The sequence below is a fragment of the Candidatus Sororendozoicomonas aggregata genome (genome assembly GCF_031528575.1).
Lineage (GTDB): Bacteria > Pseudomonadota > Gammaproteobacteria > Pseudomonadales > Endozoicomonadaceae > Endonucleibacter > Endonucleibacter aggregata.
Window position 1 is genome coordinate 26,472 of the sequence record NZ_JAVLSP010000004.1, and the last position, 25,270, is coordinate 51,741.

Below are 25,270 nucleotides of genomic sequence, written 5' to 3' on the forward strand. Positions count from 1 at the left end.
ACTGTCGCTAAGAAGCTTGTTTATAAACGTCTCAACAGAAGCGCCAGGAAGGCTAAGCGCGTAAATTAAAGACTTCTGTGAAGTTTACGCGCTTTATTTTTCCATAAACGGTGGCAGTTTTCTATGCAGGAAAATGAACGCCTGGCAACAGAGCGCTATTGGGTAATGTTGAAAAGTGTCAGGACTTTCTTTTACAAAAAAGAGAAGCAGGAGGAAGGTTGTCCGGTTAATCCTGTGCAACAGCCGGACATTTCAGATGTTTTCAATGACGAGTATCGCTAGCAGGCATAATATTGGGGTGATCAAGCCATTCCTCAGGTGAATCATCAAGAGTGTCTATGGCTTCGGCCTCGGGGAGTTCGTCCCTGGTTGCCAGCACGGCAAGCTCCTTCGCAAACTTTTGCAGAATATCAATGACTTCCTCCCGGTCTGAGTTCAGACTTTCATTGATAGCAATTTTAAACAGTGGAGGCTCATTCACATCCAGCTCATCGCTCTTTCGCATCAGCGTCATTTTCAGACCGGAAAAGCTATCATCATTCACTTCAGCCAACTTGAATGTGACAGACTGAGCGTCTCTTAGAATAGATAATAGCTTAAGCGCTTCAGCAGCACTGATATCGCCAGAATCTACGCAGCACTCCACGTATTCCCTTGCAGATAGTCCAGACTCAATATAATTGTCTACCAGATCTTGCAGGCTCTTGTACTTGTTATGGCTCATGGGGGGCCCCTCCTTACACCAATGCCTGATGAAATAGATCGCACTGTTCCCTCAGTGAGATCTGCCACTTCGAACGGATCATCCTCGTGCAGGTAAGACGAATCCGTTCTGAGAGCACTATTCCAGTGTAACGTATTTACCAAAATTGTATAGTAACTTATACCTATATCTTGAACACGGTGAGTCTGTGGCTTCTATTCACTTGAACGTCTCTTTATTACCCTGCTCAAATCATGGAACACCTCGATTCATGGCAAGTTGGGCCATGTCTATCTGGTCGATCTGGGCGACTGGCAACACTGTCAGCTCAGGTATTAAAATCCTTGTTTTAATAGCTTTGACAGTCTTTTAAAATCTTTTACAAATAATGACATTCGTTTACAAGAGACCGGCTAAATTTACCTGTAAAATAAAAGTAAAAAATGTCGAGCGTAATGACAGATTTTCAGTTTTCAGGGTTATATTTTGTTAATAATCCTAAAGAGATTCTTCGTACCCGGTTCTGGTTTTTTAAAAATACTGGCTTTGGTGTCTTATGTACAAGTATCTATTGATCGCTATATTTTTATTTTGTCAAAATGTATTTGCCAGTTATGATGTTTATCTGATGGACAATACGCCCTCACCCATTACTGTTGAAAGTACATGTGGCACAGGTATTGACGTTTCGTGTCATGCCGCGATTGACGGTCCATTGAAAGCCTACCAAAGAAAGCGTGTCGCTTCCGTCAAAGAAGGCGCGGAGGCCGGGAACGCGCGCCAAGTAAAAAATACTATTTCCGACGAGAAGCACAAAATACAAGGCTATTTTTTGACTAGGATGGAAGGCGCCGACAAAGATTTTCATATTGTGTCAGTCAGTGCTGTTATTAACGGTCAACAGTATACTTTATTAGACAGCAATAATGATAAAGGCGAAGTAACACCCGGTGTGATAGGGAAACATGCGTTTAAAACACCTGACAACGAAACATACACCTTATACGCCGTGGCAGAAAAAGATCATTTTACCTCCTTGCAAGGGGTTGATAGCTTGTACCTGGCTTTAGATAAAGCACCCGTTATATTACATTCGTCAAAAGACAATGAACTCACCATTAACGCCTATAATATCAAGGCATTCCCTAATTATATAGGCACGGCGCTTGATTTGAATAAAATGAATAGTCGTATAAGTTATATGATTAAAAGTGACACTCTTAAACATGCGGACATTTTATCATTTGAAGAGGCGTGGGACAAAAAGATCAGGGATAAGTTAATTGCTGGCTTTAAAAAAGAATACCCTTATTCATACAGCCCAATACCCAGACATTCATACCTTAAACCTTTGTATAGTGGTCTGCTGATACTCAGCAAATACCCTATAGTAAAAAAATATTTTTTAAATTACCAGGATCATCAGCGGCTGGTTAATGCAGACTATTTCTCTAACAAAGGCGCTGCTTTTGTAAGAATAAAGAAAGGCGGGCGTTTTTACAATATTATCGCTACGCATGTGCAGTCTGGAGGTGATAAAAAAGCTATCGCTGCCAGACATGAAGAGTTTTCCTTAATAAGGAAACATATTATTAATAATCGGGATTTGAACATATCAAGTAGTAATCCTCTCATATTGGTCGGTGATTTAAATACAGATTTTTATGAAAAGTCTGACTTCAGTATACTTAAGGACGCACTGTCTTTGGATGATCAATGGGTTGGTAACGGTATAAATGAAAATCCAAAATACAGTAACGACTCAGATCTGAATTTAATGATATCCCCAAAAGAAACGGCTAAATCTCTTATAGACTACATTATTCCTGTTAGTCATTACCTTGCCCCATCAAAAGTTACTGAGCAGGTCACAGTTCTCAGAGCATTAGATGACCCTCGTATGTATGAACCCTCAAAAAATGTCTCTTTATATCATTATGGTGATATTGAGCTTTCTGATCATTTTATGCTTCAGGCAAGGTTTGTTTTTTAAAAAATGACCACCATAATGAGCATGACAAACTGTTCTCCCTGGTTTGTCGTGCTCATTGCTGTAGCTAGGAGCCTGTCGGACTTATGCTTTCGAGCATAAAACGCCATAAATCGTACCGTATAAAATTTACAGGTTTTATTTATCCGCTTCTTTATTTATGGAGTGGAGTATCTTTCGTTGTTGCTCTGCTATTTCACTGAGTAACGGAGCAGGAATTGATTTCGGTGATACCGGAAAACCTGAATAAACGATATCTAAAAAAACAACAGATTGGCTCATTAAAATCAGGGAATGTCCATTTACACGATCCTTGGCGGGTCTGCACAATTTTTCAGATAGTTTAAACCCACGGCTTAAAAGCTTCATTGTTGCCTGAGTTTCAAAGCTATGCCCAACAGAGTCACACACGTCTCTTACAGGAGATACAGGAGAGTCACAGTCATCAGTTCCTTCAGCGCCATCACAAAAAACAATCCCCCCGCTCCCCCTTGCTACCATATATTTTCGCTTGGTATCGAACGCTTTTGAAACAAATTGATGGCTTTTCGGATACGTTTGAGTAGGGGTAACATCGTATGATGGACGACCGATGCTTGACAAAGCATCAGGGTATATATAACTGGGATCGAAAAAAAGATACAACTCACATCGAACACTATTGGTAGCATTATCCCTGACACTGTAGCCCGCTGATTCCTGTATCTGCCGTTCTTGTTGTTCGGTCATGGCAGCCGGTTCAATAACGCTGAGATCCTCAGACAGTTCGAGAAGGATACGGCGATCTTTGACAACCTCCTGAATCCCCCAATAGTCTTCCTTTTGCCCAGGTACATTAATCCTGTAGAGTAAAAATACCTTTCGACGCTCTCTCGTTAAATCCAATGTCTTACTCGCTACCTGTGGGGTTAGCGCCAGTGTTAAGGGGCCATGATTTTCCTGGACAGCTACTATCGAATGATAAAGAGCCATCTTTTCAATGCGGTCTTCTTGACCCTCGCTTAACAATAACTGAAGATCTGCTGGCATTTTTTCTGGTTGAAAAGAAAAATATCCACACATACTGGAAACACACAACAGTTCTTTTGATTGAGAGCACGAAAAATTATCCGAGACATTTTCCGGCTCATTAAACTGAACAACGCTCACTTCAGGGGGGTTATCACAGTCCATAAAAATAGAATGCCTGTAACCCAAAAAAACATCATCTTTATTATTTCCCGATAAAACAGTCCAATGAATAATTCGGTTATTTTCATCATACACACGTGCGGCTGTCGTATGACTGCTGTCAATATTGTTTGAAACATATTTTTTTGGGTTTTTTTCCAGGTACTCCAAATAAGCCTGCTCAACCTCTTGATCCCTGTCTTGGTAAGTTTGTTTATTTTTTTCACATGAAACAAGATGCTCATTGATTGCCTCGCGGGAGAAAACTTTCTGACAACCGGGGCATATTAATCGCTCATAATGCATTTCCACCTCTTTTCTGGGTCTTGTTTGAGTAAAACTTTCTCGGCAAAGGGGGCATTGGCACGTTTTACGACTGCTCTGAGCAATCTCTAGATGATGCCCAAGGCATACATTGCAAAAAAGATGATTGCATATGGAAGGTGATACAAAAAAACTATCTTTTTTTATATCCAGGCAAATTGGGCACAAATTCTCGTCTTGAACCTCCACTTTCAAACCCTCTATTTCCTGAATTAAAGAGGAATGTGTCTTTATTGCAAAACAAAGCAAGGCAAAACACAGCAAGCTACAGAGGAGGTTTAGAAAGAATGTATTTTTTTCTGATAGTACAAATACCTTGATCATGCTCTGCCCTTTAATTTATTTATGTCGAAACTGAGATCACTATCAAAAATAGATCAGAAGCGGTAAGAACTGGTAATTTGCTAGAACTTATTTTGAATATATAGTTACAATTTTATCAGGTTAAGTTGTAAAGAATTCAACTTCCCATAAATCTTTGAAAGTGTTACCAGGAGCCTGTCGAGCTTAAGCTTTCGAGCATGAAATTCAGTAGAGCGAGTCAGATTTTTCGATGGATTTGTGCGAATAGTTGACCTATTAAGCAAATTCATCGGAAAATATGGCCGCTCTTTCTGGATTTCAGGCCGAAATTGCCTTAAGTCCGACAGGCTCCTAGCCTGTTTAGCATTATGCCTATAACAGTGACCCGACACACTGATAACTGCGCAATGCACTGATTGTGTGAATGGGGTGATGGCATTAAAAACACAAGACGGACTTGCCATTTTATGAAGGGTGATGAGTTGGGTAATTGTTTTAACTGATTTTATTACAAAAATCTTGCTGGCTTTGGAATGAATTTTTTATGCGACCAATACATCCAGCACAGACCATACTGACAAGAAGGAGTATTATTGATGTGTAACCTCTTCCTATATTTATAATTACAGCACCGGCAATAAGGAATGAAATCACTAAAGGTAAGCATGTGATTGCGCCTATAGCTGAATTAACTCTGCCTTGGAGCTCAAATGGAGTCAATGTTTGACTTGTAGTATCCATCCCTATTAATACCATAGGCGCGCCAAACCCAAATAATAGACAACTGATGTATATCGGGTAAAGGTGGTCATATTGGAGTAAAAACATCCCGAGACCTTGTATTAGCATTCCACTAGTGACTAAGCTCATAGCATCACTGGTTTTAAATCTAATACAAAGAAGGCTTCCAATCAATGCGCCTGCTCCTTGTATTGATATTAATGATCCTAAAAAAGAAGATGGGAGGGATAAATCATTAATAAACTGAATTAGTGATACCTCGTAGAATCCAGATATCAGTAAACTAATACAAATAGTAATTATAAAGTACCTGAGCGTAAAATGATTTACCAGGTAGTTAACACCATCCATAATACCCTTAAAAGAGGAAAAATTGGTTTGCTCTTTTAATAAGTAATTCATTAAAGGAAGGCGTATGAAAAATAGGCTGGATAGGATTAAAATAATCAACTGTGTTAAGATAAAGAAAAAAACACCACAAATACTGTAAATAGTAGCACCAATTAAAGGAGATACTATCCTGGCTAATTCTCTAGTAGAGTTAAGTTTGGCGTTGATCGATCCTACTTTTTCGTAAGGATAGGAGTTTACGACAATTCTAGCTTTAGCTGATGAATAGAGAGAGTAGCTTAAACCATGAGCAGCAGCAGAAAGATAAGCAAAAAAAATAGAAGTATGATTTTCGGTGAATAATAGTGGTGTAGTTAGTATCGCAACAATTGCATTAGAACCAGCAATTAAAAATTTTGGATTGCTATTATCAATAATGTTTCCGAATAAAGGGCTTATTAATGACGGTAATACAAAAGCCCCAAATACAGCTCCTGACAAAGGTACGGACTCTGATATATCAAATATAAGTAATGAGTAAACCACATACACCGCAAGATCTGCGTACATGACCAAAGAATTACCGAGAAGTAGTTTTTTTGTCATAGCCCATTTTCCAGAGCGCTTCTTAGCGCTTGTGTATGGTTAGGTTCAGTTTCTTGAATTAATTGTATTAAGTACATGACCATTTGCTTTTCAAGTTGATCTACAGGTCTTGCAAGGTGTGCCAGCAAGAAAATATATATTTTCATTTGGTCATGTACTTAGCGTGATTATTGGATTTATAGCTCTTCTAGAAAGTACGCAGTTATTATTGTTAGAACAAGCATGAGCGACGCTAATAACGGGTATTTCTTCCTGATCAAGAAAAAGCATTGTATCACGCATGAATTTTATGAACGTGGGGCACGAGACCAAGAAGTTGAGTTGGTTTTAATTACTTTAAGCTTTTTAGGGGTAGAAGAGTTCATGATATCACCTTTTATAATTTTTTTATAAAACCTCTAAGAATTACTTGTTGCTGTAGAGGAATGAAAACAATATTTTATAAATATCTTTTACTCAACAAGTGCTTATACCTAATCATTAAAAATAAGAGAACGTTTCAGGAAAATTCATAAATTTCAGCGACTTACTTCCTACTCGAGGGACGACCGGCAAGTGACTGCCTAAGCACCGCAACGCTTGCAACACTATGTTTTTCATAGTAAAAAATAGAATTTTTTTATAATTCGGCACTGGTTCGGCTGTAGCCCAGTAAAATCAAGGGGGTTGCCGGATAAAAAAACCGGCATTTTGCTGATACGCATGACGACTATGAAAAGGATTGGCTTTTGTCGGTCATATTTGACGAAAAAAACGAATATCAGCCTTTTTATCGACGTATTTTATCGAAATCGCGTAAAACCCCGTACTTCTGGAGTACTTCTGGAGTACTTCTGGAGTACTTCTGGAGTAATTCTGGAGTACTTCTGGAGAGTGTCGCGAAACGCTTAATTTTCTCCGTCGTCATCCCGTACAGGGATTGTAAGGGATCTATGCCACAAGGACGTGAATCACTACCCCCCCATGATGCGTGTGGTTAGAGCGCCTTCCATAGAATGTGGTTCCTGTACATTCCCTGTACAGGATGACGGTGCGGGGTGTATTTCAGCGTTTCGCGACACCCTCTCTGGTGCGGGGATGTAAGCGAGGCTTGTAAGGCAAGCCATTTATTGTATTCTCTATCTGTCAGGCGTTTCCAGCGATTACGCTACCTGACAGGAAAAGTAACAAGTAAAATACCTCCGCTTTCTGCCCGTGTATCTCAACAATCCGAAAGGTAGAGCAAATTGTCGAATAAGGCGTGTACCGCTACTGGTAAGGGATACGCTACCCCAGGGCATTGCCGTCTGGTAGCAGGAATCCCCGTCGTTCACGTCGGGGAGGATGTCAACCATTGCAGGTACCATCTCTGCAAAGAGTAAGGTTAAAATATAAATCATGCATTGTCCGTATTGTGGTGCCGCAGACACCAAGGTTATTGACTCACGGCTGGTTGCTGAGGGCAACCAGGTTCGCAGACGACGGGAGTGCCAGACATGCAGCGAGCGTTTTACTTCCTACGAGGTCGCTGAACTGGTGATTCCCCGGCTGGTCAAGCAGGACGGTTCCAGCGAGCCTTTTCATGAAGAAAAACTCCGTGCCGGCATGGTTCGAGCCCTGGAGAAGCGCCCTGTGAGTGTTGAGCGACTGGAAGAGGCCATCAGTCGCATTAAATTGCGCTTGCGAGCCACGGGCGAGCGCGAGCTGCCGTCGCGGGTGGTCGGTGAGGCCGTGATGGATGAACTCAAACAGCTCGATGAAATTGCCTATATTCGCTTTGCTTCAGTCTATAAACACTTTAAAGACCTTAACCAGTTCCGGGAAGAGATTGACCGGCTCGAAACTGAAGACCGGCAGGTGTGCCCACCGGAAAAAGCCCAACGTTAATCCTGTCTTTTATGCCCGAAAGCATAAGTCCGACAGGCTCCTAACGCTTTGTAGCCGCTCAAGGGGCTTAAGCCAGCGCTTTTTCTACGACTGCTACAAGCTGTTTTGCGTGGCGTTTCACTTCGTCGGCATTTTCACCTTCCACCATAACGCGAATCACAGGTTCCGTTCCCGAGGGGCGCAACAGAACACGTCCCCTGCCAGCCAGCGCTGTTTCCGATGAGGCCACGGCCTCGGTAATGGCAGGCACACTCATTAAATCCTTGCGTTTAGCCACGTGAACATTGATCATTGTCTGTGGGAATTTGCTCATTCCCTGACGCAATGCGCTCAACGGCTTGCCCGAAAGAGACATGGCTTTAATCACCTGAAGTGCTGCAACTATACCATCACCTGTGGTTGACACGTCACGGCAGATAATATGCCCGGAAGACTCACCACCGATCTGCCAGCCCCGCTCTGACATCAGTTCGTTCACATAACGGTCTCCTACCTTTGCGCGGGCAAATGGAATCTCCTGAGCTTCCAGCGCTTTCTCCATACCCAGATTAGTCATCAAGGTACCGACAACCCCCCCCTTCAGCGTGCCCTGTTGCTTGCGGCTGACGGCAATCACAAACAGCAGCTCATCACCATCGACAACATTGCCTTGCTCATCCACCATAATGACGCGATCACCATCACCGTCGAAGGCAATACCCAGGTCAGCTCCCGTTTCTTTTACCTTCGCTGCCAACCCTTCAGGACAGGTGGAACCACAGCCGTCATTGATATTCAGGCCATCGGGTTTATCGCCTGAGACCACCACATCAGCGCCGAGCTCCCTGAAAACAGCAGGACCCACCTGATAGGTTGCGCCATGGCCCGCATCAACCACAATTTTCAGGTGTGACAGATCCAGTTGAGGGGTAGTACTTGCCTTGCAGTATTCAATGTAGCGACCAGCAGCATCATCCAGACGACTGACCTTGCCCAGGCGGAAGGAATTTATCCCACTGATATCCTGATCAAGCAACGCTTCTATACGTAGCTCAACGTCATCGGCAAGTTTGCTGCCATTACCCCCAAAAAACTTAATGCCATTGTCATAAAAGGGATTGTGAGACGCGCTGATGACTATGCCGGCCAAACCATTAAAAGTGCGGGTCAGGTAGGCAATGGCAGGGGTTGGAATGGGACCTGTCAGCACAACATCAATGCCGGCAGCAGACAAGCCAGCTTCCAGAGCTGACTCAAACATATAGCCGGAGATACGGGTGTCCTTGCCGATGACGACCTTACCCTGACCTTCATCTGCCAGTACTTTACCGGCGGCCCATCCCAGTTTTAAGACAAAATCCGGTGTAATGGGAAAATCTCCCACCTTGCCACGAATGCCATCAGTACCAAAGTATTTACGTGCCATTGTTACTATAAATCTCCATAAAGAGATAGTCTTAAAGGGGCTGTCCAGGAGCCTGTCCGAGAATAGACTGCGCTACTGCGGTTGCGATAAATTGGTCTAAAAATTCCTGTTTCTTCATCAAATAGCCCCGCTATTCTCCTCAGAAGCAGAAATTTTTATCCTCAATTTCTCGCAATCCTCGCTACGGGCGCTATTCTCGGTCAGGCTCCTAGACCCGCTGACTGTCAAACCACTACTTTGCTGGCACCGTTCGTTCCCTCCAGTCAACTGCCCTTGGCAGGCTGCTAGGAGCCTGTCGGACTTAAGACAATTTCGGCCTAAAATCCAGAAAGCGCGGCCAGAATTTCCAATCAATTTGCTTAAATAGGTCAACTATTCGCACAAATTGATCGAAAATTCTGACTCGCCCTACTGAATTTTATGCTCGAAAGCATAAGTCCGACAGGCTCCTGGGTTTCACTGACTTGCTGGCGCGTAGCAGCTTGAAAGTCCTTTGGGTATAACAATAAAAACAGCATGATTGAGGTTTATACTGCCTGTCTAACGGCACTCACCATTTGCACCACGTCACGGGTTTGGGCAACATCGTGCACTCGGATAATATTGGCACCGGCACAAGCCGCCAGTGTTGCCACTGCCAGGGAGCCTGCCAGGCGATGGTCGGGGGTCTTGTCAATAACAGCGCCAATAAACGATTTTCGCGACATCCCGGCAAGTACCGGTAAACCCAGTTCACGAAAGCGGGAAAAATGCTTCAGCATACTGAGGTCATAAGCCGGCGTCTTGCCAAACATACCACCGCCAAAGCCAGGATCAATCACCAGGCGCTCTCTGGCAATACCGGCATTGACGCATCGCTTGACACAGCGGGACAGGTATTCACTGACCTCTGCGACAACATCGTCATAATAAGGCACAAAGTCAGGGGCTGGCTGATCAATCAGGGAGTGCATAAGTACCACGGGCACATCAGTTGCCGCGGCGGCTTCAAGGGCACCTTCACGGTGTAAAGCGCGAACATCGTTGATCATGCCTGCACCAGCAGCAACCACTTCTTTCATCACCAATGCCGAGCTGGTATCCACAGAAATAATGGTGTCAAAGCGCGATGACAGGGCTTCAACCACGGGCAGGACTCGTTTCAATTCTTCCTCAGGCGTGGGTGAACCGGCTGCGTCCGGGCGGGTTGATTCACCACCAATATCCAGAATATCCGCACCATCAAGCATCATCTGTTCTGCTGCTCGAAGCCAATCATCCTGATGGCGACTTCCTGCAAAAAAAGAATCAGGCGTGATGTTTAAAACGCCCATGACTTTTGGCTTGTCCAGTGTCAGGGATTTCCCGGCACAATAGAGCGTGGTCTTGGCAGTCATTACAACCTCTTTAGTGCTATTGATGTCTGATACCCGTCGTATTTTCTACCTAGGAGCCGCAAGGAGCAAGCAAGGCCAGGAGCATGTTTATGAAATATCCGGGCTAACACAGGACAAAGAAAAAAGGGCAGATAATTCCGCCCTTTTACTGATACTTAATGACCCGGTTAAACTTCGCCCGCAGGCCCGCCAATGGGTTTCTCATCTTTTTTCACGTCCACGGGGTTGGACTGTGTTGGCTGAGGTTTAGTGCCACCTTGGTCGTCGTCCCCCCAGTCTTTCGGTGGTCGGGGCTTTTTGCCCGCCATAATGTCGTCAATCTGATCAACATCAATGGTTTCGTACTGAATCAATGCCTCTGCCATCAGATCCAGTTTGTCACGATGATCATGCAGGATTTTCTCGGCTGTCTGATAGCAGTCATCAATGATATTACGCACTTCTTCATCGATGAGTTTCGCCGTCTCACCGGACACATTCATTTTAGAACTGCCGTAGCTTTTGCCCAGAAAGACTTCACCTTCCTCTTCATCGTACATCAAAGGACCCAGTTTATCTGACAGTCCCCACTTGGTGACCATGCTGCGGGCAATCTGGCTGGCGCGCTGAATATCGTTAGACGCGCCCGTAGTGACCCCCCCTTTGCCGAGGGTCATCTCTTCGGCGATACGACCACCAAAGAGGGAGCAGATCTGGCTGTGCAGGGCTTGTTTACTTTGGCTGTAGCGGTCTTCTTCGGGCAGGAACATAGTCACGCCCAGCGCTCGGCCCCGTGGAATAATGCTCACCTTATAAACAGGGTCATGATCTGGCACAATGCGGCCAACAATGGCGTGACCCGCCTCGTGGTAGGCGGTATTGCTTTTTTCCTTGTCGCTCATCACCATTGACTTACGTTCAGCGCCCATCATGATTTTATCCTTAGCCAGCTCAAACTCTTTCATATCAACAGTACGTTTGTTGGCACGTGCCGCGAACAAGGCCGCTTCGTTCACCAGGTTCGCCAGATCAGCACCGGAGAAGCCGGGTGTGCCACGGGCAATGACATCGGGCTGCACATTATCAGAGACTGGCACCTTGCGCATGTGAACCTTCACAATTTGTTCACGACCGCGAATATCGGGCAAGCCCACAACCACCTGGCGGTCAAAACGGCCAGGGCGCAAAAGGGCTGGGTCAAGCACATCAGGACGGTTAGTCGCGGCAATAACAATGATACCGTCGTTGCCTTCAAAACCATCCATTTCAACCAGTAGCTGATTCAGGGTTTGCTCACGTTCGTCATGTCCCCCTCCCATTCCGGCACCACGATGACGCCCCACGGCATCAATCTCATCGATAAAGATAATACAAGGTGCCTGCTTTTTGGCCTGCTCGAACATATCACGGACACGAGAAGCGCCTACACCCACAAACATTTCAACAAAGTCGGAACCGGAAATGGTAAAGAAGGGTACTTTTGCCTCACCGGCAATGGCTTTGGCGATCAGGGTTTTACCGGTACCGGGAGGGCCTACCATCAGCACGCCACGGGGAATACGGCCACCAAGGCGCTGAAACTTGCCCGGGTCTTTCAGAAAGTCCACCAACTCCTGAACATCTTCTTTGGCTTCTTCGACACCGGCAACATCAGCAAAAGTGGTCTTGATCTGATCTTCCGGTAGCAGGCGTGCCTTGCTTTTGCCAAAGCTCATAGGCCCACCCCGGCCACCACTGCCGCCTTGCATTTGGCGCATAAAGAACATAAAAACCGCGAGGATTACCAGAATCGGAAAGCTCGCGACTAACAGCTGCGTCCAGATACTTTGCTTTTCAATGGGCTTGGAGTCGACCTGCACATTGCCACGGAGCAGCTCATTCATAAGCTGATTATCGGGCACAGCGGGTGGGATATTGGTTTCAAAGCGTTCACTGTTACTTTGCAACCCTGTGATGGTAAAGCCATCGATCACCACTTTGTCGACTTGGCGGTTTTCGACCATATTTACAAACTCGGAATAGCTCACCTTTTGCGTGGATGTCTGCATTCCGTCAAAATTGTTAAACACGGTCAAAAGCACGAAGGCAATGATGACCCAGAGAATCAGATTTTTTGCCATATCGTTCAAGGGGCTACCCTCTCTAGAGTCTTTCTGAGCCAATGAATATCGTTCATAGATGTGTTACGTAAAACCTGGCTATCGTTATAGGTGTCATATTCATTCGTAACCATACACGAATGAACGAGTGTGCGCGAGAAATCCAAAACAACACGCTATGCTTTAAAATCGCGAGCCAATAGATAAACTTCCCGAGAGCGGGCACGGGAAGCATCAGGCTTACGAGTCTGCACTTTGCCAAAGGATGAGCGAGCATCTTTCAGGTAAGCGTCAAAACCTTCACCGTGAAACACTTTAGTCAGAAACGCGCCATTTTTACAAAGCACCTGACGTGCCATATCCAGCGCCAGCTCCGCAAGGTACATGGATTTTGGCTGATCAACAGAGGGTCTACCACTCATATTGGGGGCCATATCTGAAATTACAAGGTCTACCTGTGTCGCGCCGATTGTGTTAAGAATACCCTTCAGCGAAGCTTCTTCAGTAAAGTCGCCCTGAATAAAGTCCACACCAGCGATGGGGTCCATGGACAAAATATCGGAGGCCACAACGCGCCCTGAATCCCCCACTTGCTTCACTGCCACCTGTGACCAACCACCGGGAGCGGCACCTAAGTCCAACACTTTCATGCCAGATCGGAACACCCGGTCTTTGTTCTGGATTTCCAGCAGTTTATAGCTGGCACGAGAGCGCCATCCATCTTTCTGGGACTTTTTTACATACGGATCGTTAAAATGCTCCCTGAGCCACTGACCACTGCTTTTCGATCTTGCCATAATACCCTGTATTCATAAAAGGTGATCCATAATGCAATACACAACCAATGGCCCGTTCCAACCCCGCTTTACGCCGAAATATGAACACCAGCGATGCGTTGAGACGCCCGGCAGTAGAAGGCTTTACTGGTTATTTCTACTGTTCTGACTTCCAGCTTGCTGGCCCTTACGGTAGTTAAAAGGCCATTGGTACAACCCGACAACCAAGGTCAGGCTATTGAATCACCCCTGAAAAAAACGGCGCATAATTTGTGAATAAACGATTGTAGAGTTTTCATAGCCTTTGTACAAACCTGAAGAATTCGAGCTACCTAGGAGCCTGTCCGAGAATAGACTACCCTACTGCGGTTGCGATAAATTGGTCTAAAAATTCCTGCTTCTTCGTCAAATAGCCCCACTATTATCCTCAGAAGCAGAAATTTTTATCCTCAATTTCTCGTAATCCTCGCTACGGGCGCTATTCTCGGTCAGGCTCCTGGCAATAGTGACAAAATAAGGGAATCACCGCTATACACCTGTTGATATAGCCCGTAAAATCGCACGTTTTATTTTTTAACAGGACACATCAATATGCCACTGAATGCTGCCAAAAAGAAAGCGTTCCGTACTATCGGCCATGGTTTAAAGCCCGTGGTTACCGTAGCAGACAAAGGGCTGACGGAGGGGGTTGTCAAGGAAGCTCTGCGCGCGCTGAATGATCATGAGTTAATCAAGGTTAAATTTGCTGTAGGTGACCGTGAAGTGAAGCGACAGCTGATCGTGTCCTTTTGTGAGCAGACCGAGGCTGAGCTTGTCCAGACAATTGGTCACGTTGCGCTGATTTACAAGCCTGCCAGGGAGCGCAACGAGCTGTTATCCAATTTGACTCGCCCTTCATCTTGAAAACCACAAAGCAGATAGTGAGCTGAACTTATCAATGCCAGGTTTGAGTTGACTGTTCCACAGACCGATGATGATATCATGGAATTTTTCCAGCTTGAAAAACAGAGAGTTTTACCTGTCATTTCGCCTTGTTCTGAGAAGCGATCTTAAAAGTCGGTAAAGTCGGTATTGAGTGGCAATAGCTTGCTATTTAACCCACAAAACCGGCTTTTTGAACCCGTTTATCGCAGACTGCAGTATCAGCACTACTTTTAATACGACTGTTGACGTTCAGATTGTCATAATCATTACGGTAGTTAGAAGAAATTATTTGTATAACTTCGTGACAGATTTCCTCCTGTACGACAATAACGACTGTATTGCTACCGCACAGAGCTCCATAGTTGTCCTCGCCCATCACTCTTTTGTACAACAAAACTCATGCAACAGTTGCAGAAGTGGTCAAAACCTCACATTATAAATTCATGGAGCGCGGCATTTTTCCAACGCATAGGGTGTCCGGGTGCTAAAAGCCTGACTACTGACGTTTTAAGCGCTGGACGTGCGGTGGCATCTTTCTGATCAGCTTCCTTTGCCCCTAAGCGCTTTCCATAACAATACCAATAAACAGGGAAGCGCTGATCAGACCATGAGCACTGCCAAAAGAGCACACAGGGGTTCGGGCGTGACAATTGGGCAGTAACAGCAACGACAAATTAACAGCCGCTGTTCTGCAAAAGTACCATACGGGGTGAGAGAAGCATGGATATTTTCAACGGTTATCTGGCGCGCTATCAATCTAAACAACTGGAAGAGCTATCGATTCAGGAGTACCTGAATCTCTGCAAACAAGATCCCACGACTTATGCTAATGCGGCTGAGCGGATGCTGACAGCCATTGGTGAGCCTGACGTCATTGACACGTCATCCGATCCTCGGCTGAGTCGTATTTTCTCTAACAAACTGATTAAGCGGTACCCGGCGTTTAAAGAATTTTATGGCATGGAAGAGGCTGTTGAGCAGATTGTCGCCTATTTCAGGCATTCAGCTCAGGGGCTGGAAGAAAAAAAACAAATTCTTTATTTACTCGGTCCCGTTGGGGGTGGCAAGTCCTCTCTGGCAGAGCGGCTCAAGGCATTAATGGAAACAGTCCCTTTCTATGCCATTAAAGGCTCACCTGTGTTTGAATCTCCCCTTGGCCTTTTTAACCCCGAGGAAGATGCTCAGATTCTTGAACAGGAATACGGTATTCCCCACCGCTATTTAAAAGGCATTATGTCTCCATGGGCAGTGAAGCGCCTCAATGAAATGGGGGGTGATATCAGCAAATTCAAAGTCATCAAAATCTACCCGAATGTCCTCAAGCAAACGGCCATCGCCAAAACAGAGCCGGGTGATGAAAATAATCAGGATATTTCCAGCCTGGTGGGCAAAGTTGATATCCGGCAACTGGAAGAGTACTCACAAAATGATCCCGATGCCTACAGTTTTTCAGGTGCATTATGTCGGGCAAATCAGGGCTTGATGGAATTTGTTGAAATGTTCAAGGCCCCCATCAAGGTATTACACCCGTTACTTACCGCCACTCAGGAAGGCAACTACAACAGTACAGAAGGTATGGGAGCTATCCCATTTGACGGTGTTATTCTGGCGCACTCTAATGAATCAGAGTGGCATAGCTTCAAAAACAACAAGACGAACGAAGCCTTTATCGATCGGGTCAATATTGTTAAGGTACCTTATTGCACTCGGATCACGGAAGAAGTTGAGATCTACAATAAGCTACTGGTGAACAGTTCACTGAAAAACAGTCCTTGCGCGCCTGAGACGCTCGATATGCTGGCTAAATTTTCAGTTTTGTCACGCATCAAAGAGCCTGAAAATTCTAATGTGTTTTCAAAAATGCGCGTCTATGATGGTGAAAACCTGAAAGATACCGACCCAAATGCCAGGCCGCTTCAGGAATATAAGGATGAGGCAGGCGTTGATGAGGGGATGGATGGGCTTTCTACACGCTTTGCCTTCAAGATCCTCTCAAAAGTGTTCAACTTTGATCCAACAGAAGTCGCCGCAAACCCTGTTCATTTATTATACGTTCTTGAGCATCAGATTGAACAACACCAGTTCCCGAAAGAAACCCAAGATCGCTACCTGCGCTATGTAAAAGAATTCCTTGCTCCTAAATACATCGAAAGTCTTGGTAAAGAGATTCAAACAGCCTTTTTGGAGTCATACTCGGAATACGGCCAGAATATCTTTGACCGCTATATTACCTATGCGGATTTCTGGATTCAGGATCAGGAATATCGAGACCCTGACACCGGTGATATTCTGGATCGGGTATCCATCAATGATGAGCTGGAAAAAGTTGAAAAAACAGCCAGCATCGCTAATCCCAAGGATTTCCGTAACGAGGTCGTTAACTTTGTCTTACGCGCCAGGGCCGGAAATGAAGGCAGAAATCCCAACTGGCTGAGTTACGAGAAAATGCGTACCGTTATTGAGAAAAAAATGTTTTCCAATACAGAAGACTTGCTGCCGGTCATCTCATTTAATGTTAAAGGTAACAATGAAGATCAGCGCAAGCACAATGAATTTATAAAACGTATGATGGATCGGGGATATACCAAAAAGCAAGTTCGGTTGTTGGCTGAATGGTATATTCGAGTGAGAAAGTCGCAATAAGGCAAAAGGAGATTTGCCAGGTGGGTCTTAGGAGCCCGATCGGACTTAAGACAATCGCATAAGTCCGACAGGCTCCTTAGCGGGTCCGCCCAGACTCTCTGCCAAGAGAAAAAGCTACGACAGGGAACGTACACAATGAGTATCATTATCGATCGCCGCCTTAACGGTAAAAATAAAAGTACAGTTAATCGTCAGCGTTTTCTGGACAGATATCGCAGGCATATCAAAAAAGCCGTATCAGAAGCTGTTAATAAGCGCTCGATCACTGATGTTGAATCTGGCAGTGAAGTCACCATTCCCCGTAAAGATTTGACTGAACCTTTTTTCAGGCACGGTCAGGGCGGGCATTATGAACAGGTTCACCCTGGTAACAAGGATTTTGTCGAGGGGGATCGTATCAAACGCCCAAGTGGTGGTAAGGGTTCTGGAAAAGGCGCGGGAAAAGCCAGCAATCAGGGAGAGGGAATGGATGAATTTTCCTTTCAGATCAATCACGAAGAATTTCTTGAATACATGTTCGATAACCTCGAACTGCCCAATCTCGTCAGAAAGCAGCTGCAAGATGCAACAGAATTCAAATATAAACAGGCGGGGTTTAATAATGATGGCTCACCTGATCGCCTGAATGTGGTGCGATCTCTACGGTCGGCATATGCTCGTCGTATAGCTCTCTCAGGAAAAGACCGAAAAGATGTCCGGGCACTGAAAAAAGAACTCAGGGAGATGGAGGTCAGCCCTGACGAAGCCGAACAGGAAAAAATCGTGGCATTGCGAGAGCAGATAAAAGCACTGAACACCAAACTCAAAAAACTGCCGTTTATCGATGATTTTGACTTGAAATATAATAACCTCATCAAAGTGCCTTCTCCAAGCAACAAGGCAGTGATGTTTTGTGTAATGGATGTGTCAGGCTCCATGACACAGGAAATCAAGGATATGGCTAAACGGTTTTTTATTTTGCTTTACCTGTTTTTGCAACGCAGCTACAAACAGATAGAAGTTGTGTTTATTCGTCACCACACAGCCGCAAAAGAGGTAACTGAAGATGACTTCTTTTACTCTCGGGAAACAGGTGGCACCATTGTCTCCAGTGCGCTGGAGATGACACGGGATGTCATTGATAATCGCTATAGTCCTGCTGACTGGAATATCTATGTTGCTCAGGCTTCTGATGGCGATAACTGGGAAGGCGATTCAAGTGTCTGCACAAAAATTCTTACTCAAAGCATCATGCCTAAAGTCCAGTATTTTTCCTATGTGGAAATCACTGACCGGGCTCACCAAAACTTATGGCGAGAATACCAGACCGTAGCTGATCAATTTGCGGAAAGTTTTGCTATGCAGCAAATTAAAACGCCTGATGACATATACCCGGTGTTTCGTCGTCTGTTTGAGAAAAAAGAAACCCAATGAGCATGATTTTAGCGATGGATGCTGATACTTTAGCAAGGGCAAAAAGGCAAAAAATCAGGTGTTTAGATACTTGACCATAACCGTGTCCTGCAAAAGCATAGAGTAATGGAATGATACACGACTTGAATTCAGCAGTTGATCACCTTTAACGTGCCGGGAGCCTTATTCTTTAGGGAGAAAACGGTATTCAACTGCTGAATTCACGCTGCAGCATTATAGCAGTGAATTCTTTTCATGATTTTGCTCAAATAGGGCTGGCAATAGGCGTTGCCCACTCGCTTTTTGGTACACGATAAAGTAATATAAACGACTCCTGAACTTTGGATGAGTGGCTGTCATACCCAGCGGATAGAAATCCTCAGGCGTTTGGCTCCAGTTATCGATCGAGACGGGAAGCATACTGGGGGCAATCTAGAAGCCTGTCGGACTTAAGACAATTTCGGCCTAAAATCCAGAAAGCGCGGCCAGAATTTCCGATCAATTTGCTTAAATAGGTCAACTATTCGCGCAAATTGATCGAAAATTCTGACTCGCCCTACTGAATTTTATGCTCGAAAGCATAAGTCCGACAGGCTCCTAGCTGAAAAAAGCCGCATAAACAGACATTCGGGTAACCCGTATTTTGTTTGATCAGTATGCCTGTACTTTTATGTGAATGTTGTTTTATCTATTCCATCATTTTCATGCATGCTGTATAAATAAAAAGCGAATTTATCCCTATTTGCTTTCCATAAAATGCAATCACAGCACACTTGAGGCTATATCAGTGAATACGTTTGAAGAACTCCTAGAGCGCTTAAGCAGTAAAACCAGAATCCGCCAGCTGTTTAAAGATACTCAAAATCCCGAATTAGAAAAAATCCTTTCTCGAATGAAAGATGTTCTGTCGGAAAAACAAAAAGAACGGGATCTGGAAGAAAAACAACGACAAGCTAAGAATGATAGTATTGAGGCTATTAAACAGATCATGGCGGATAGCGGCGTGTCAATGGGTGATCTGAATTTAGGTGACAACCTGTCAGACAAGCGTCGTAGAAAAATACAGAAATACACATTTGAGTATCAAACAACCAGCGGAGATACTACCACCTGGCAAGGTGCAACAACCGGGCGTCTTCCTCAGGAGTTTCAGTTTTACCTTGAGCGAACCGGCAAAAAAAGAATGGACTGTGTCATAGAAAGTACTGATGATATCTAATTAATTACAGTTTTTCAGACTTGATCTGACGTTTCTTCAAAAGAACAAGGGTTACCGATCCAGGCAGAGAGTGATTAACCACAATCTAAATCAAAACAAGGTAACCCTTATAATCCGCACTCACCATGTACCATCAAATACAAGGTTGAATTATTGAGTCTTGCCAGTGAGTAGGACAATACCTTAAAAGCCTGTAAGACAGTGGACGTTTCTAACGCCAGGGATTGCTGCTAATGATTGTGGTGGTTGCCGCGATTGACTACATGATCATTATGATAGTTAGAACAGGCCATTGACATTATTCGTTTACGCTTCCTTCGGGGTGCTGTTTTTGTTGATGACAAGCTTATCAATTTCATATGTTCCCCCTTGGCGTGGTTGGACGTGTCAGTGCTTTTTATGGAAAAGTGATATGGAAAAGTGAGGCAAGCTTCCCCGTTGACAATGGTGCCACTGAGTTTATCGGGTCGAGGTCGGTATACAGGGGTTGCCTTTCCAGCGCTATCTCATCAATTGCTACGATTCACTGTCTGTTTATTGATTGATGGTTTATAGTATTTTTCCATAGTTCAGTCTGAATTCAGCCGTTGAATGCCGTGTTTCCATAAGGAATAAGGCTTCTAGGAGCCTGTCCGAGAATAGACTGCGCTACTGCGGTTGCGATAAATTGGTCTAAAAATTCCTGCTTCTTCATCAAATAGCCCCGCTATTCTCCCCAGAAGCAGAAATTTTTATCCTCAATTTCTCGTAATCCTCGCTACAGGCGCTATTCTCGGTCAGGCTCCTAGCAAGTTAACAGTGATCAACTGCTGAATTCAGGTTCAAACATCACAGACTGCCAGGAGGTTTTTTCCACAATGATTTCAGCAAAGGAAGCCCTTGAACGCCTGAAAGCGGGCAATCAGCGTTTTGCCTCCAATGTTGTCAGTCTTGACCGTTTAAGCAATAACGACCGCCGCCAGAATCTTGTGGAAGGTCAGGCACCGTTTGCGATTATTCTGGGGTGTTCTGATTCCCGTGTACCGGCTGAAATTGTGTTTGACCAGGGGCTCGGCGACCTGTTCGTGATTCGAATTGCCGGTAATATTGTGGCACCCTCGCAAATTGGTAGTGTCGAATTCGCCGTGGAAGCATTTAAAACGCAGCTGGTGGTTGTGCTGGGCCACTCAAAATGCGGGGCGGTTAAAGCAACCCTTGATGCGCTGAAACAGACAGACAGCAACGTCTCTGAAAACCTGCTTTCTATCGTCAGGCGCATTCAACCGACCGTTAGCAGTGTCGTTGAAGCCGGTGGTGATAAACCGCCTGAAGAGGTCATGCGACTTGCTGTGCGGGCCAACATCTTAGCTTCTGTCAATCAGCTCCGCCATGGTTCCGAGATACTGGAGCGCCTGACGGAAAAAAAAGGGCTGGTGATTGTTGGCGCGGAATACTCACTGGACACCGGTAAGGTCACCTTTTTGCCAGGTTAGCCTTTCCTGACCACTCCGGTCAATGCCATGGGAGCCTGTGGGACTTAAGACAATTTCGGCCTGAAATCCAGAAAGCGCGAGGAAGCGCGAGAAAGTGCAGCGCTTAAATCAGCCCTTTAATGTTTTGTCGAACCCGCTTACCTCCTTCAAGCCTGGCTTGTTTTGATCGTTGACCATCCCGATGCTCCGGCTTGGGTTTTTTAGGTTTGTCAAAGCGCTGTCGTCTGGGGGTCAGGCTGGAGGCTGGCAGATCATGCACAGGCTCGAACCCGTCAACCAGTCTGCGGGTCAGTAGTTGTTTAGTTAACCGTTCAATATCTGACAGTTGCCTGAACTCATCGGCACTGACCAGGGAAATGGCTTGACCTTGGCTGCCGGCCCGTCCGGTGCGACCAATACGATGGACATAATCTTCAGGCACATTGGGCAGGTCAAAGTTAACGACTTGAGGCAATTGGTCAATATCCAGCCCTCGCGCTGCTATATCCGTCGCAACAAGAATGCGGGTCGCGCCCTGTTTAAACTCAGACAGTGCTCGCGTGCGTGCGCCCTGGCTTTTATTCCCGTGAATAGCGGCTGCCCTCAGTCCTTTTTCTTCAAGGTGGCGAGTTAACCGATTGGCTCCGTGTTTGGTTCGGGTGAAGACCAGCACCTGGTGCCAGTTATGTTCAATAACCAGCTGGGTTAGCAAAGCAGGCTTCTGCTTTTTATCCACCGGGACAATCCACTGTTTGACCGTTTTTGCCGTGGCATTGCGTGGGCTCACCGAAATTTCAGTGGGGTTATGCACCAGCCCTTTGGCCAGGGAGCGGATAGGATCAGAGAAAGTGGCAGAGAACAGCAGGTTTTGCCGACGCTTGGGCAGTAGTGCCAGGATTTTGCGGATATCATGGATAAAACCCATATCCAGCATGCGATCGGCTTCATCCAGTACCAGTATTTCCAGTTGCTTGAAGTGAACAGCATTCTGGCTGAATAGATCCAGCAATCGCCCGGGGGTGGCCACAAGAATATCCGCGCCTTTGCGAAGTGTCATCATCTGTGGGTTGATTTTGACGCCGCCGAACACCACAGCAGTGCGTAAGGGCAGCTTGCAACCATAGCGTTTTGCACTTTCACCCACCTGCGCTGCCAGCTCTCTGGTGGGCGTCAGCACCAATGCCCGGACACTGTTTGACCTGGCGCTTGCTTTTTCCGACAGTCTTTCCAGAACAGGAAGGGTAAATCCGGCGGTTTTCCCTGTGCCTGTTTGGGCAGCGGCCATCACATCCTGCCCTTTGATAATGGCAGGAATGGCTTGTTGCTGAACGGGTGTTGGTGTGTTGTAGCCTTGCTCCGCAACGGCTTTAAGGAGCGGGGCTGATAAGCCGAGGGACGCGAAATCCATCGTTGTGACTCTCCTGCAATTGGAACAGCGCCACGGGCAGGCCACTGTCTGGGACTGACCAGCTTACAGGAACTTCGTCAGCACGTCACGGCTCAGTGGGGCCGTCTTTCCCCCGGAAAGGGAAGCGTGGGAGGGCTATGAGCAGTGGTGGCAACTGAGCCGATTTATTCAACTGTTTTTGCTTACAAAGGAGTTTTTAATAATACAAGCAAGAAGTTATACGTATGGATTTTCTTAATGAGAAATTTATAATAAACGGGCTTTATTATCGCTTGCTTTGATTATAAAACTAAATTAGTTAGGGTTAACTATAAAATGTATCACTTGCAGTATATTTGTAGTAATAAATTAACTGATGATATTGACAGTTATGTTTCCAGCCATATAAGGGATGGTTTTTTTGATCCACTTATAATTGCCGTTTTTTTAAAAGAATCACTTCCTTCTGAGGTTGTGGATTCTCTATATAAGGTGGGAACTTCCGTAAAGTCAGTGATCATTCACGGATTATTCAAGTCTACTGATAAAAAAGTATGTTTTTTGATACATGAAGCAGTATCGAGGTACCTTTCTAATTTAGATGATATAAGATACCCTTATGAAAACCATAAGTTTATCTATCCAAAGGATACTGGTATTGGTGTTTCGGAGTGGGGAAATGGTTATGGTGATATATCGCCACACTCAGATGATCTTTATGAAAATATTGATACAGATCTTTTATCTTTGACTATATTAAAAGACAAAACAAGTAGCTCAACAAAAATTTATGATATTGAAGCAATAATAGAGAAACTACCTAAAGATTTAAAGGAAAAAATTCTCGATATGAAATTCTCTTATCTTTCTGGAAAGAATGTTAATGGGCGGTTGCTTAAAAGAGATAGAAGTTTAGTAGAAAAAAAAGGGAATAAAAATTATTACAATATTGATTTTAGAGTAGAGTCCAATATTGGTGAAAGAATGTTTTCTGACATTCCAGAAAACAAAATACTTCTTGAAAGTTTGAGGTTAGCCTGTAAAAAAGTTGAACCCTTATCCAGTTACGGTAAAACCGGGACTTTTATTGTGTTTGAGCAATAGAGAAGTCTTGCATGCACGACAAAAAATCAGTCATTCAGCAAAGGAAATTGACAGATTTCTATTTAGATCAAAAGGTCCTAAATACTGTGCTGATATTCCCCACTAGGAGCCTGAGACTACTTTAATAAAGGAGACTTTCAAGCTTCCTTTTTATTACTATCAGTAAGAGAAAAAAATGTTAAGTGTATTCAATTCCATCATGCCAATAATCTGTCTTCTTTTTATTGGGGTTTTCTGCAAGAAAAAGATAATAACAGAAGATAGTTTTTGGGCATCAATTAATAGACTTATCTATTATGTAATGTTCCCTTGCTTGATGGTTTTTTCTATAACAAAAGCAGATTATTCAGAAATTGATATTTCATTTATTCCTGTGTTGATTATTATCGTTCTTTTGTTAATGCTTGGGATATGGGGTTTAAAACCGTTATTTAAAAGTGAACGATTCTGGGTTGCTTTTATTCAAGGTTCAGTGAGGTATAATAGCTATGTTTTTATAGTCATAACATTGCTGTATACAGATAGTAATGTTATGCCTTTTATCTCACTGATTACGGCATTTTTGGTTATGACTACAAATGTGGTGAGCGTATTCATTTTAAACCATTATTCCAAAAACAAAATGGGTATTTATGAATCTTTTATATCAACTTTGCTTAATCCCCTTGTGTTCTCTTGCTTGCTGGGGCTTGCTATAAATTATTTGTCGACAATTTATCCTGTTATACTCAGTGTTTCCTGGATAAACAGTACCCTCAACTACATAGGGCAGGCATCTTTAGCTTTAAGCCTTATATCTGTAGGCGCCTCCCTGGATTTAGGGACTTTTAAAAAGAATATGTCAGGCATACTCTGGTGCTCATTAATCAAATTAATTATATTGCCTTTAATTGTTGTAATTACGCTCAGTTTAATGAAGTTTGATCCCATTTTAATTTTGGTTTGTATGATATATGCCGGTTCCCCATGTTCATCAAACGCCACGGCTATGACTCAAAATATGGGGGGAGATTATCAATCCATGAGCTTAATTATTAGCACTCAAACAATACTTTCGATTTTAACTTTATCAATTCTTCTTTATTTTTATACGGTAACTTTTAACTATATTTAACTGAAATAAGCTTTATCAGGGGGCTGAATTCACACAGTTATTCATGAATAAGGCCAGAAATCTAGTAGAGAAATCTAGGACACCCATAATTTTAGCCATATAAAAGTTAAGGATAAATTTATGGGTGTCCTTTGATTCGTTTCTTTGATTCGTTTCCTTTGATTCGTTTGATTCTTGCTATTGAAACGGGATTGAATGAGCTTAGGGCTTTAAGTCAGTACCTCAAGGAGCATGCTGCTCAGCTAAAAAGACTGGAGGAAACATTGGAAGAAGAGGATATATAGATGTTATGGCAGGCTAGTCCTGCCATGAAAAGTGGTTTCAGAAAGCAGAGGGTAAAGTTGTCCCTGAAGCGGGAGATGCAAAAT

The 25,270-nt window shown here is 44.3% G+C and carries 19 protein-coding genes; 10 read left to right on the plus strand and 9 right to left on the minus strand.

The genetic code is table 11. From position 1 onward, the window contains the following. Nucleotides 1-262 precede the first annotated feature (262 nt). Nucleotides 263-724 (minus strand): hypothetical protein, encoded by a 462-nt coding sequence (locus V4C51_RS01335; protein WP_330924320.1) that lies wholly within the window; start codon nt 722-724, stop codon nt 263-265. A 694-nt stretch (nt 725-1,418) separates the two neighbouring features. Between V4C51_RS01335 and V4C51_RS01340 the strand changes: the two genes are divergently transcribed. Then, a complete protein-coding gene (locus tag V4C51_RS01340; protein ID WP_330924321.1) occupies nt 1,419-2,696 on the plus strand; it encodes an endonuclease/exonuclease/phosphatase family protein in 1,278 nt (425 codons plus the stop codon). Nucleotides 2,697-2,831: 135 nt separating this feature from the next. Here the strand turns inward: V4C51_RS01340 and V4C51_RS01345 are convergent, their stop codons facing one another. Both V4C51_RS01345 and V4C51_RS01350 read right to left on the minus strand, forming a co-directional pair. Beyond that, on the minus strand, nt 2,832-4,169 hold the full coding sequence (locus V4C51_RS01345; protein WP_330924322.1) for a hypothetical protein: 1,338 nt from the start codon (nt 4,167-4,169) through the stop codon (nt 2,832-2,834). Nucleotides 4,170-4,985: 816 nt separating this feature from the next. Further along, nucleotides 4,986-6,167: an MFS transporter gene (locus V4C51_RS01350; protein WP_330924323.1), complete on the minus strand. Its 1,182-nt coding sequence runs from the start codon at nt 6,165-6,167 to the stop codon at nt 4,986-4,988. Between the two features lie 1,377 nt (nt 6,168-7,544). On the opposite strand from V4C51_RS01350, the gene nrdR reads away from it, so the two are divergent. Next, the gene (nrdR, locus tag V4C51_RS01355; protein ID WP_330924324.1) at nt 7,545-8,033 is read left to right on the plus strand and encodes a transcriptional regulator NrdR; all 489 of its coding nucleotides are present in this window, start codon (nt 7,545-7,547) and stop codon (nt 8,031-8,033) included. A gap of 67 nt (nt 8,034-8,100) precedes the next feature. Here the strand turns inward: nrdR and glmM are convergent, their stop codons facing one another. The 4 genes from glmM to rlmE all read right to left on the minus strand — a co-directional run bounded on the left by glmM (nt 8,101) and on the right by rlmE (nt 13,689). Then, on the minus strand, nt 8,101-9,438 hold the full coding sequence (glmM, locus tag V4C51_RS01360) for a phosphoglucosamine mutase (RefSeq protein ID WP_330924325.1): 1,338 nt from the start codon (nt 9,436-9,438) through the stop codon (nt 8,101-8,103). Between the two features lie 527 nt (nt 9,439-9,965). Then, on the minus strand, nt 9,966-10,814 hold the full coding sequence (gene folP / locus V4C51_RS01365; RefSeq protein WP_330924326.1) for a dihydropteroate synthase: 849 nt from the start codon (nt 10,812-10,814) through the stop codon (nt 9,966-9,968). 167 nt (nt 10,815-10,981) lie between these two features. Then, the gene (gene ftsH, locus V4C51_RS01370; protein WP_330924365.1) at nt 10,982-12,913 is read right to left on the minus strand and encodes an ATP-dependent zinc metalloprotease FtsH; all 1,932 of its coding nucleotides are present in this window, start codon (nt 12,911-12,913) and stop codon (nt 10,982-10,984) included. Between the two features lie 155 nt (nt 12,914-13,068). Further along, nucleotides 13,069-13,689 (minus strand): 23S rRNA (uridine(2552)-2'-O)-methyltransferase RlmE, encoded by a 621-nt coding sequence (gene rlmE / locus V4C51_RS01375; RefSeq protein WP_330924327.1) that lies wholly within the window; start codon nt 13,687-13,689, stop codon nt 13,069-13,071. 570 nt (nt 13,690-14,259) lie between these two features. Here rlmE and V4C51_RS01380 point away from each other — a divergent pair. Further along, complete coding sequence (locus V4C51_RS01380) at nt 14,260-14,571, plus strand: YhbY family RNA-binding protein (RefSeq protein ID WP_330924328.1); 312 nt, start codon at nt 14,260-14,262, stop codon at nt 14,569-14,571. Nucleotides 14,572-14,761: 190 nt separating this feature from the next. Here the strand turns inward: V4C51_RS01380 and V4C51_RS01385 are convergent, their stop codons facing one another. Then, the gene (locus tag V4C51_RS01385) at nt 14,762-14,983 is read right to left on the minus strand and encodes a hypothetical protein (protein WP_330924329.1); all 222 of its coding nucleotides are present in this window, start codon (nt 14,981-14,983) and stop codon (nt 14,762-14,764) included. Between the two features lie 329 nt (nt 14,984-15,312). On the opposite strand from V4C51_RS01385, the gene V4C51_RS01390 reads away from it, so the two are divergent. The 4 genes from V4C51_RS01390 to V4C51_RS01405 all read left to right on the plus strand — a co-directional run bounded on the left by V4C51_RS01390 (nt 15,313) and on the right by V4C51_RS01405 (nt 21,318). Beyond that, nucleotides 15,313-17,235, plus strand: a complete 1,923-nt coding sequence (locus V4C51_RS01390) for a PrkA family serine protein kinase (protein ID WP_330924330.1) — start codon at nt 15,313-15,315, stop codon at nt 17,233-17,235. Nucleotides 17,236-17,370: 135 nt separating this feature from the next. Further along, complete coding sequence (locus V4C51_RS01395; RefSeq protein WP_330924331.1) at nt 17,371-18,648, plus strand: YeaH/YhbH family protein; 1,278 nt, start codon at nt 17,371-17,373, stop codon at nt 18,646-18,648. Nucleotides 18,649-19,414: 766 nt separating this feature from the next. Further along, entirely contained in the window at nt 19,415-19,846 is a 432-nt protein-coding gene (locus V4C51_RS01400; protein ID WP_330924332.1) for an H-NS family histone-like protein, read from the plus strand. An 857-nt stretch (nt 19,847-20,703) separates the two neighbouring features. Then, entirely contained in the window at nt 20,704-21,318 is a 615-nt protein-coding gene (locus V4C51_RS01405) for a carbonic anhydrase (protein WP_330924333.1), read from the plus strand. Nucleotides 21,319-21,421: 103 nt separating this feature from the next. Here the strand turns inward: V4C51_RS01405 and V4C51_RS01410 are convergent, their stop codons facing one another. Next, on the minus strand, nt 21,422-22,705 hold the full coding sequence (locus V4C51_RS01410; protein ID WP_330924334.1) for a DEAD/DEAH box helicase: 1,284 nt from the start codon (nt 22,703-22,705) through the stop codon (nt 21,422-21,424). 315 nt (nt 22,706-23,020) lie between these two features. Here V4C51_RS01410 and V4C51_RS01415 point away from each other — a divergent pair, with 315 nt between their 5' ends. The 3 genes from V4C51_RS01415 (at nt 23,021) to V4C51_RS01425 (ending at nt 25,186) form a co-directional block, all read left to right on the plus strand. Further along, nucleotides 23,021-23,788 carry a hypothetical protein gene (locus V4C51_RS01415; RefSeq protein WP_330924335.1) on the plus strand — a complete coding sequence of 256 codons (768 nt, stop codon included), beginning with the start codon at nt 23,021-23,023 and terminating at the stop codon, nt 23,786-23,788. Nucleotides 23,789-23,963: 175 nt separating this feature from the next. Further along, nucleotides 23,964-24,902 carry an AEC family transporter gene (locus tag V4C51_RS01420; RefSeq protein ID WP_330924336.1) on the plus strand — a complete coding sequence of 313 codons (939 nt, stop codon included), beginning with the start codon at nt 23,964-23,966 and terminating at the stop codon, nt 24,900-24,902. A gap of 131 nt (nt 24,903-25,033) precedes the next feature. After that, a complete protein-coding gene (locus tag V4C51_RS01425) occupies nt 25,034-25,186 on the plus strand; it encodes a hypothetical protein (RefSeq protein WP_330924337.1) in 153 nt (50 codons plus the stop codon). Nucleotides 25,187-25,270: the final 84 nt, after the last annotated feature.

Excerpts from the sequence above, each read along its gene's own strand:
- V4C51_RS01335 (WP_330924320.1), bottom strand. The coding sequence starts at position 724 with ATGAGCCATAACAAGTACAAGAGCCTGCAAGATCTGGTAGACAATTAT.
- V4C51_RS01345 (WP_330924322.1), bottom strand. The coding sequence starts at position 4,169 with ATGCATTATGAGCGATTAATATGCCCCGGTTGTCAGAAAGTTTTCTCC.
- V4C51_RS01350 (WP_330924323.1), bottom strand. The coding sequence starts at position 6,167 with ATGACAAAAAAACTACTTCTCGGTAATTCTTTGGTCATGTACGCAGAT.
- nrdR (WP_330924324.1), top strand. The coding sequence starts at position 7,545 with ATGCATTGTCCGTATTGTGGTGCCGCAGACACCAAGGTTATTGACTCA.
- glmM (WP_330924325.1), bottom strand. The coding sequence starts at position 9,438 with ATGGCACGTAAATACTTTGGTACTGATGGCATTCGTGGCAAGGTGGGA.
- folP (WP_330924326.1), bottom strand. The coding sequence starts at position 10,814 with ATGACTGCCAAGACCACGCTCTATTGTGCCGGGAAATCCCTGACACTG.
- ftsH (WP_330924365.1), bottom strand. The coding sequence starts at position 12,913 with ATGGCAAAAAATCTGATTCTCTGGGTCATCATTGCCTTCGTGCTTTTG.
- rlmE (WP_330924327.1), bottom strand. The coding sequence starts at position 13,689 with ATGGCAAGATCGAAAAGCAGTGGTCAGTGGCTCAGGGAGCATTTTAAC.
- V4C51_RS01380 (WP_330924328.1), top strand. The coding sequence starts at position 14,260 with ATGCCACTGAATGCTGCCAAAAAGAAAGCGTTCCGTACTATCGGCCAT.
- V4C51_RS01390 (WP_330924330.1), top strand. The coding sequence starts at position 15,313 with ATGGATATTTTCAACGGTTATCTGGCGCGCTATCAATCTAAACAACTG.
- V4C51_RS01395 (WP_330924331.1), top strand. The coding sequence starts at position 17,371 with ATGAGTATCATTATCGATCGCCGCCTTAACGGTAAAAATAAAAGTACA.
- V4C51_RS01405 (WP_330924333.1), top strand. The coding sequence starts at position 20,704 with ATGATTTCAGCAAAGGAAGCCCTTGAACGCCTGAAAGCGGGCAATCAG.
- V4C51_RS01410 (WP_330924334.1), bottom strand. The coding sequence starts at position 22,705 with ATGGATTTCGCGTCCCTCGGCTTATCAGCCCCGCTCCTTAAAGCCGTT.
- V4C51_RS01415 (WP_330924335.1), top strand. The coding sequence starts at position 23,021 with ATGTATCACTTGCAGTATATTTGTAGTAATAAATTAACTGATGATATT.
- V4C51_RS01420 (WP_330924336.1), top strand. The coding sequence starts at position 23,964 with ATGTTAAGTGTATTCAATTCCATCATGCCAATAATCTGTCTTCTTTTT.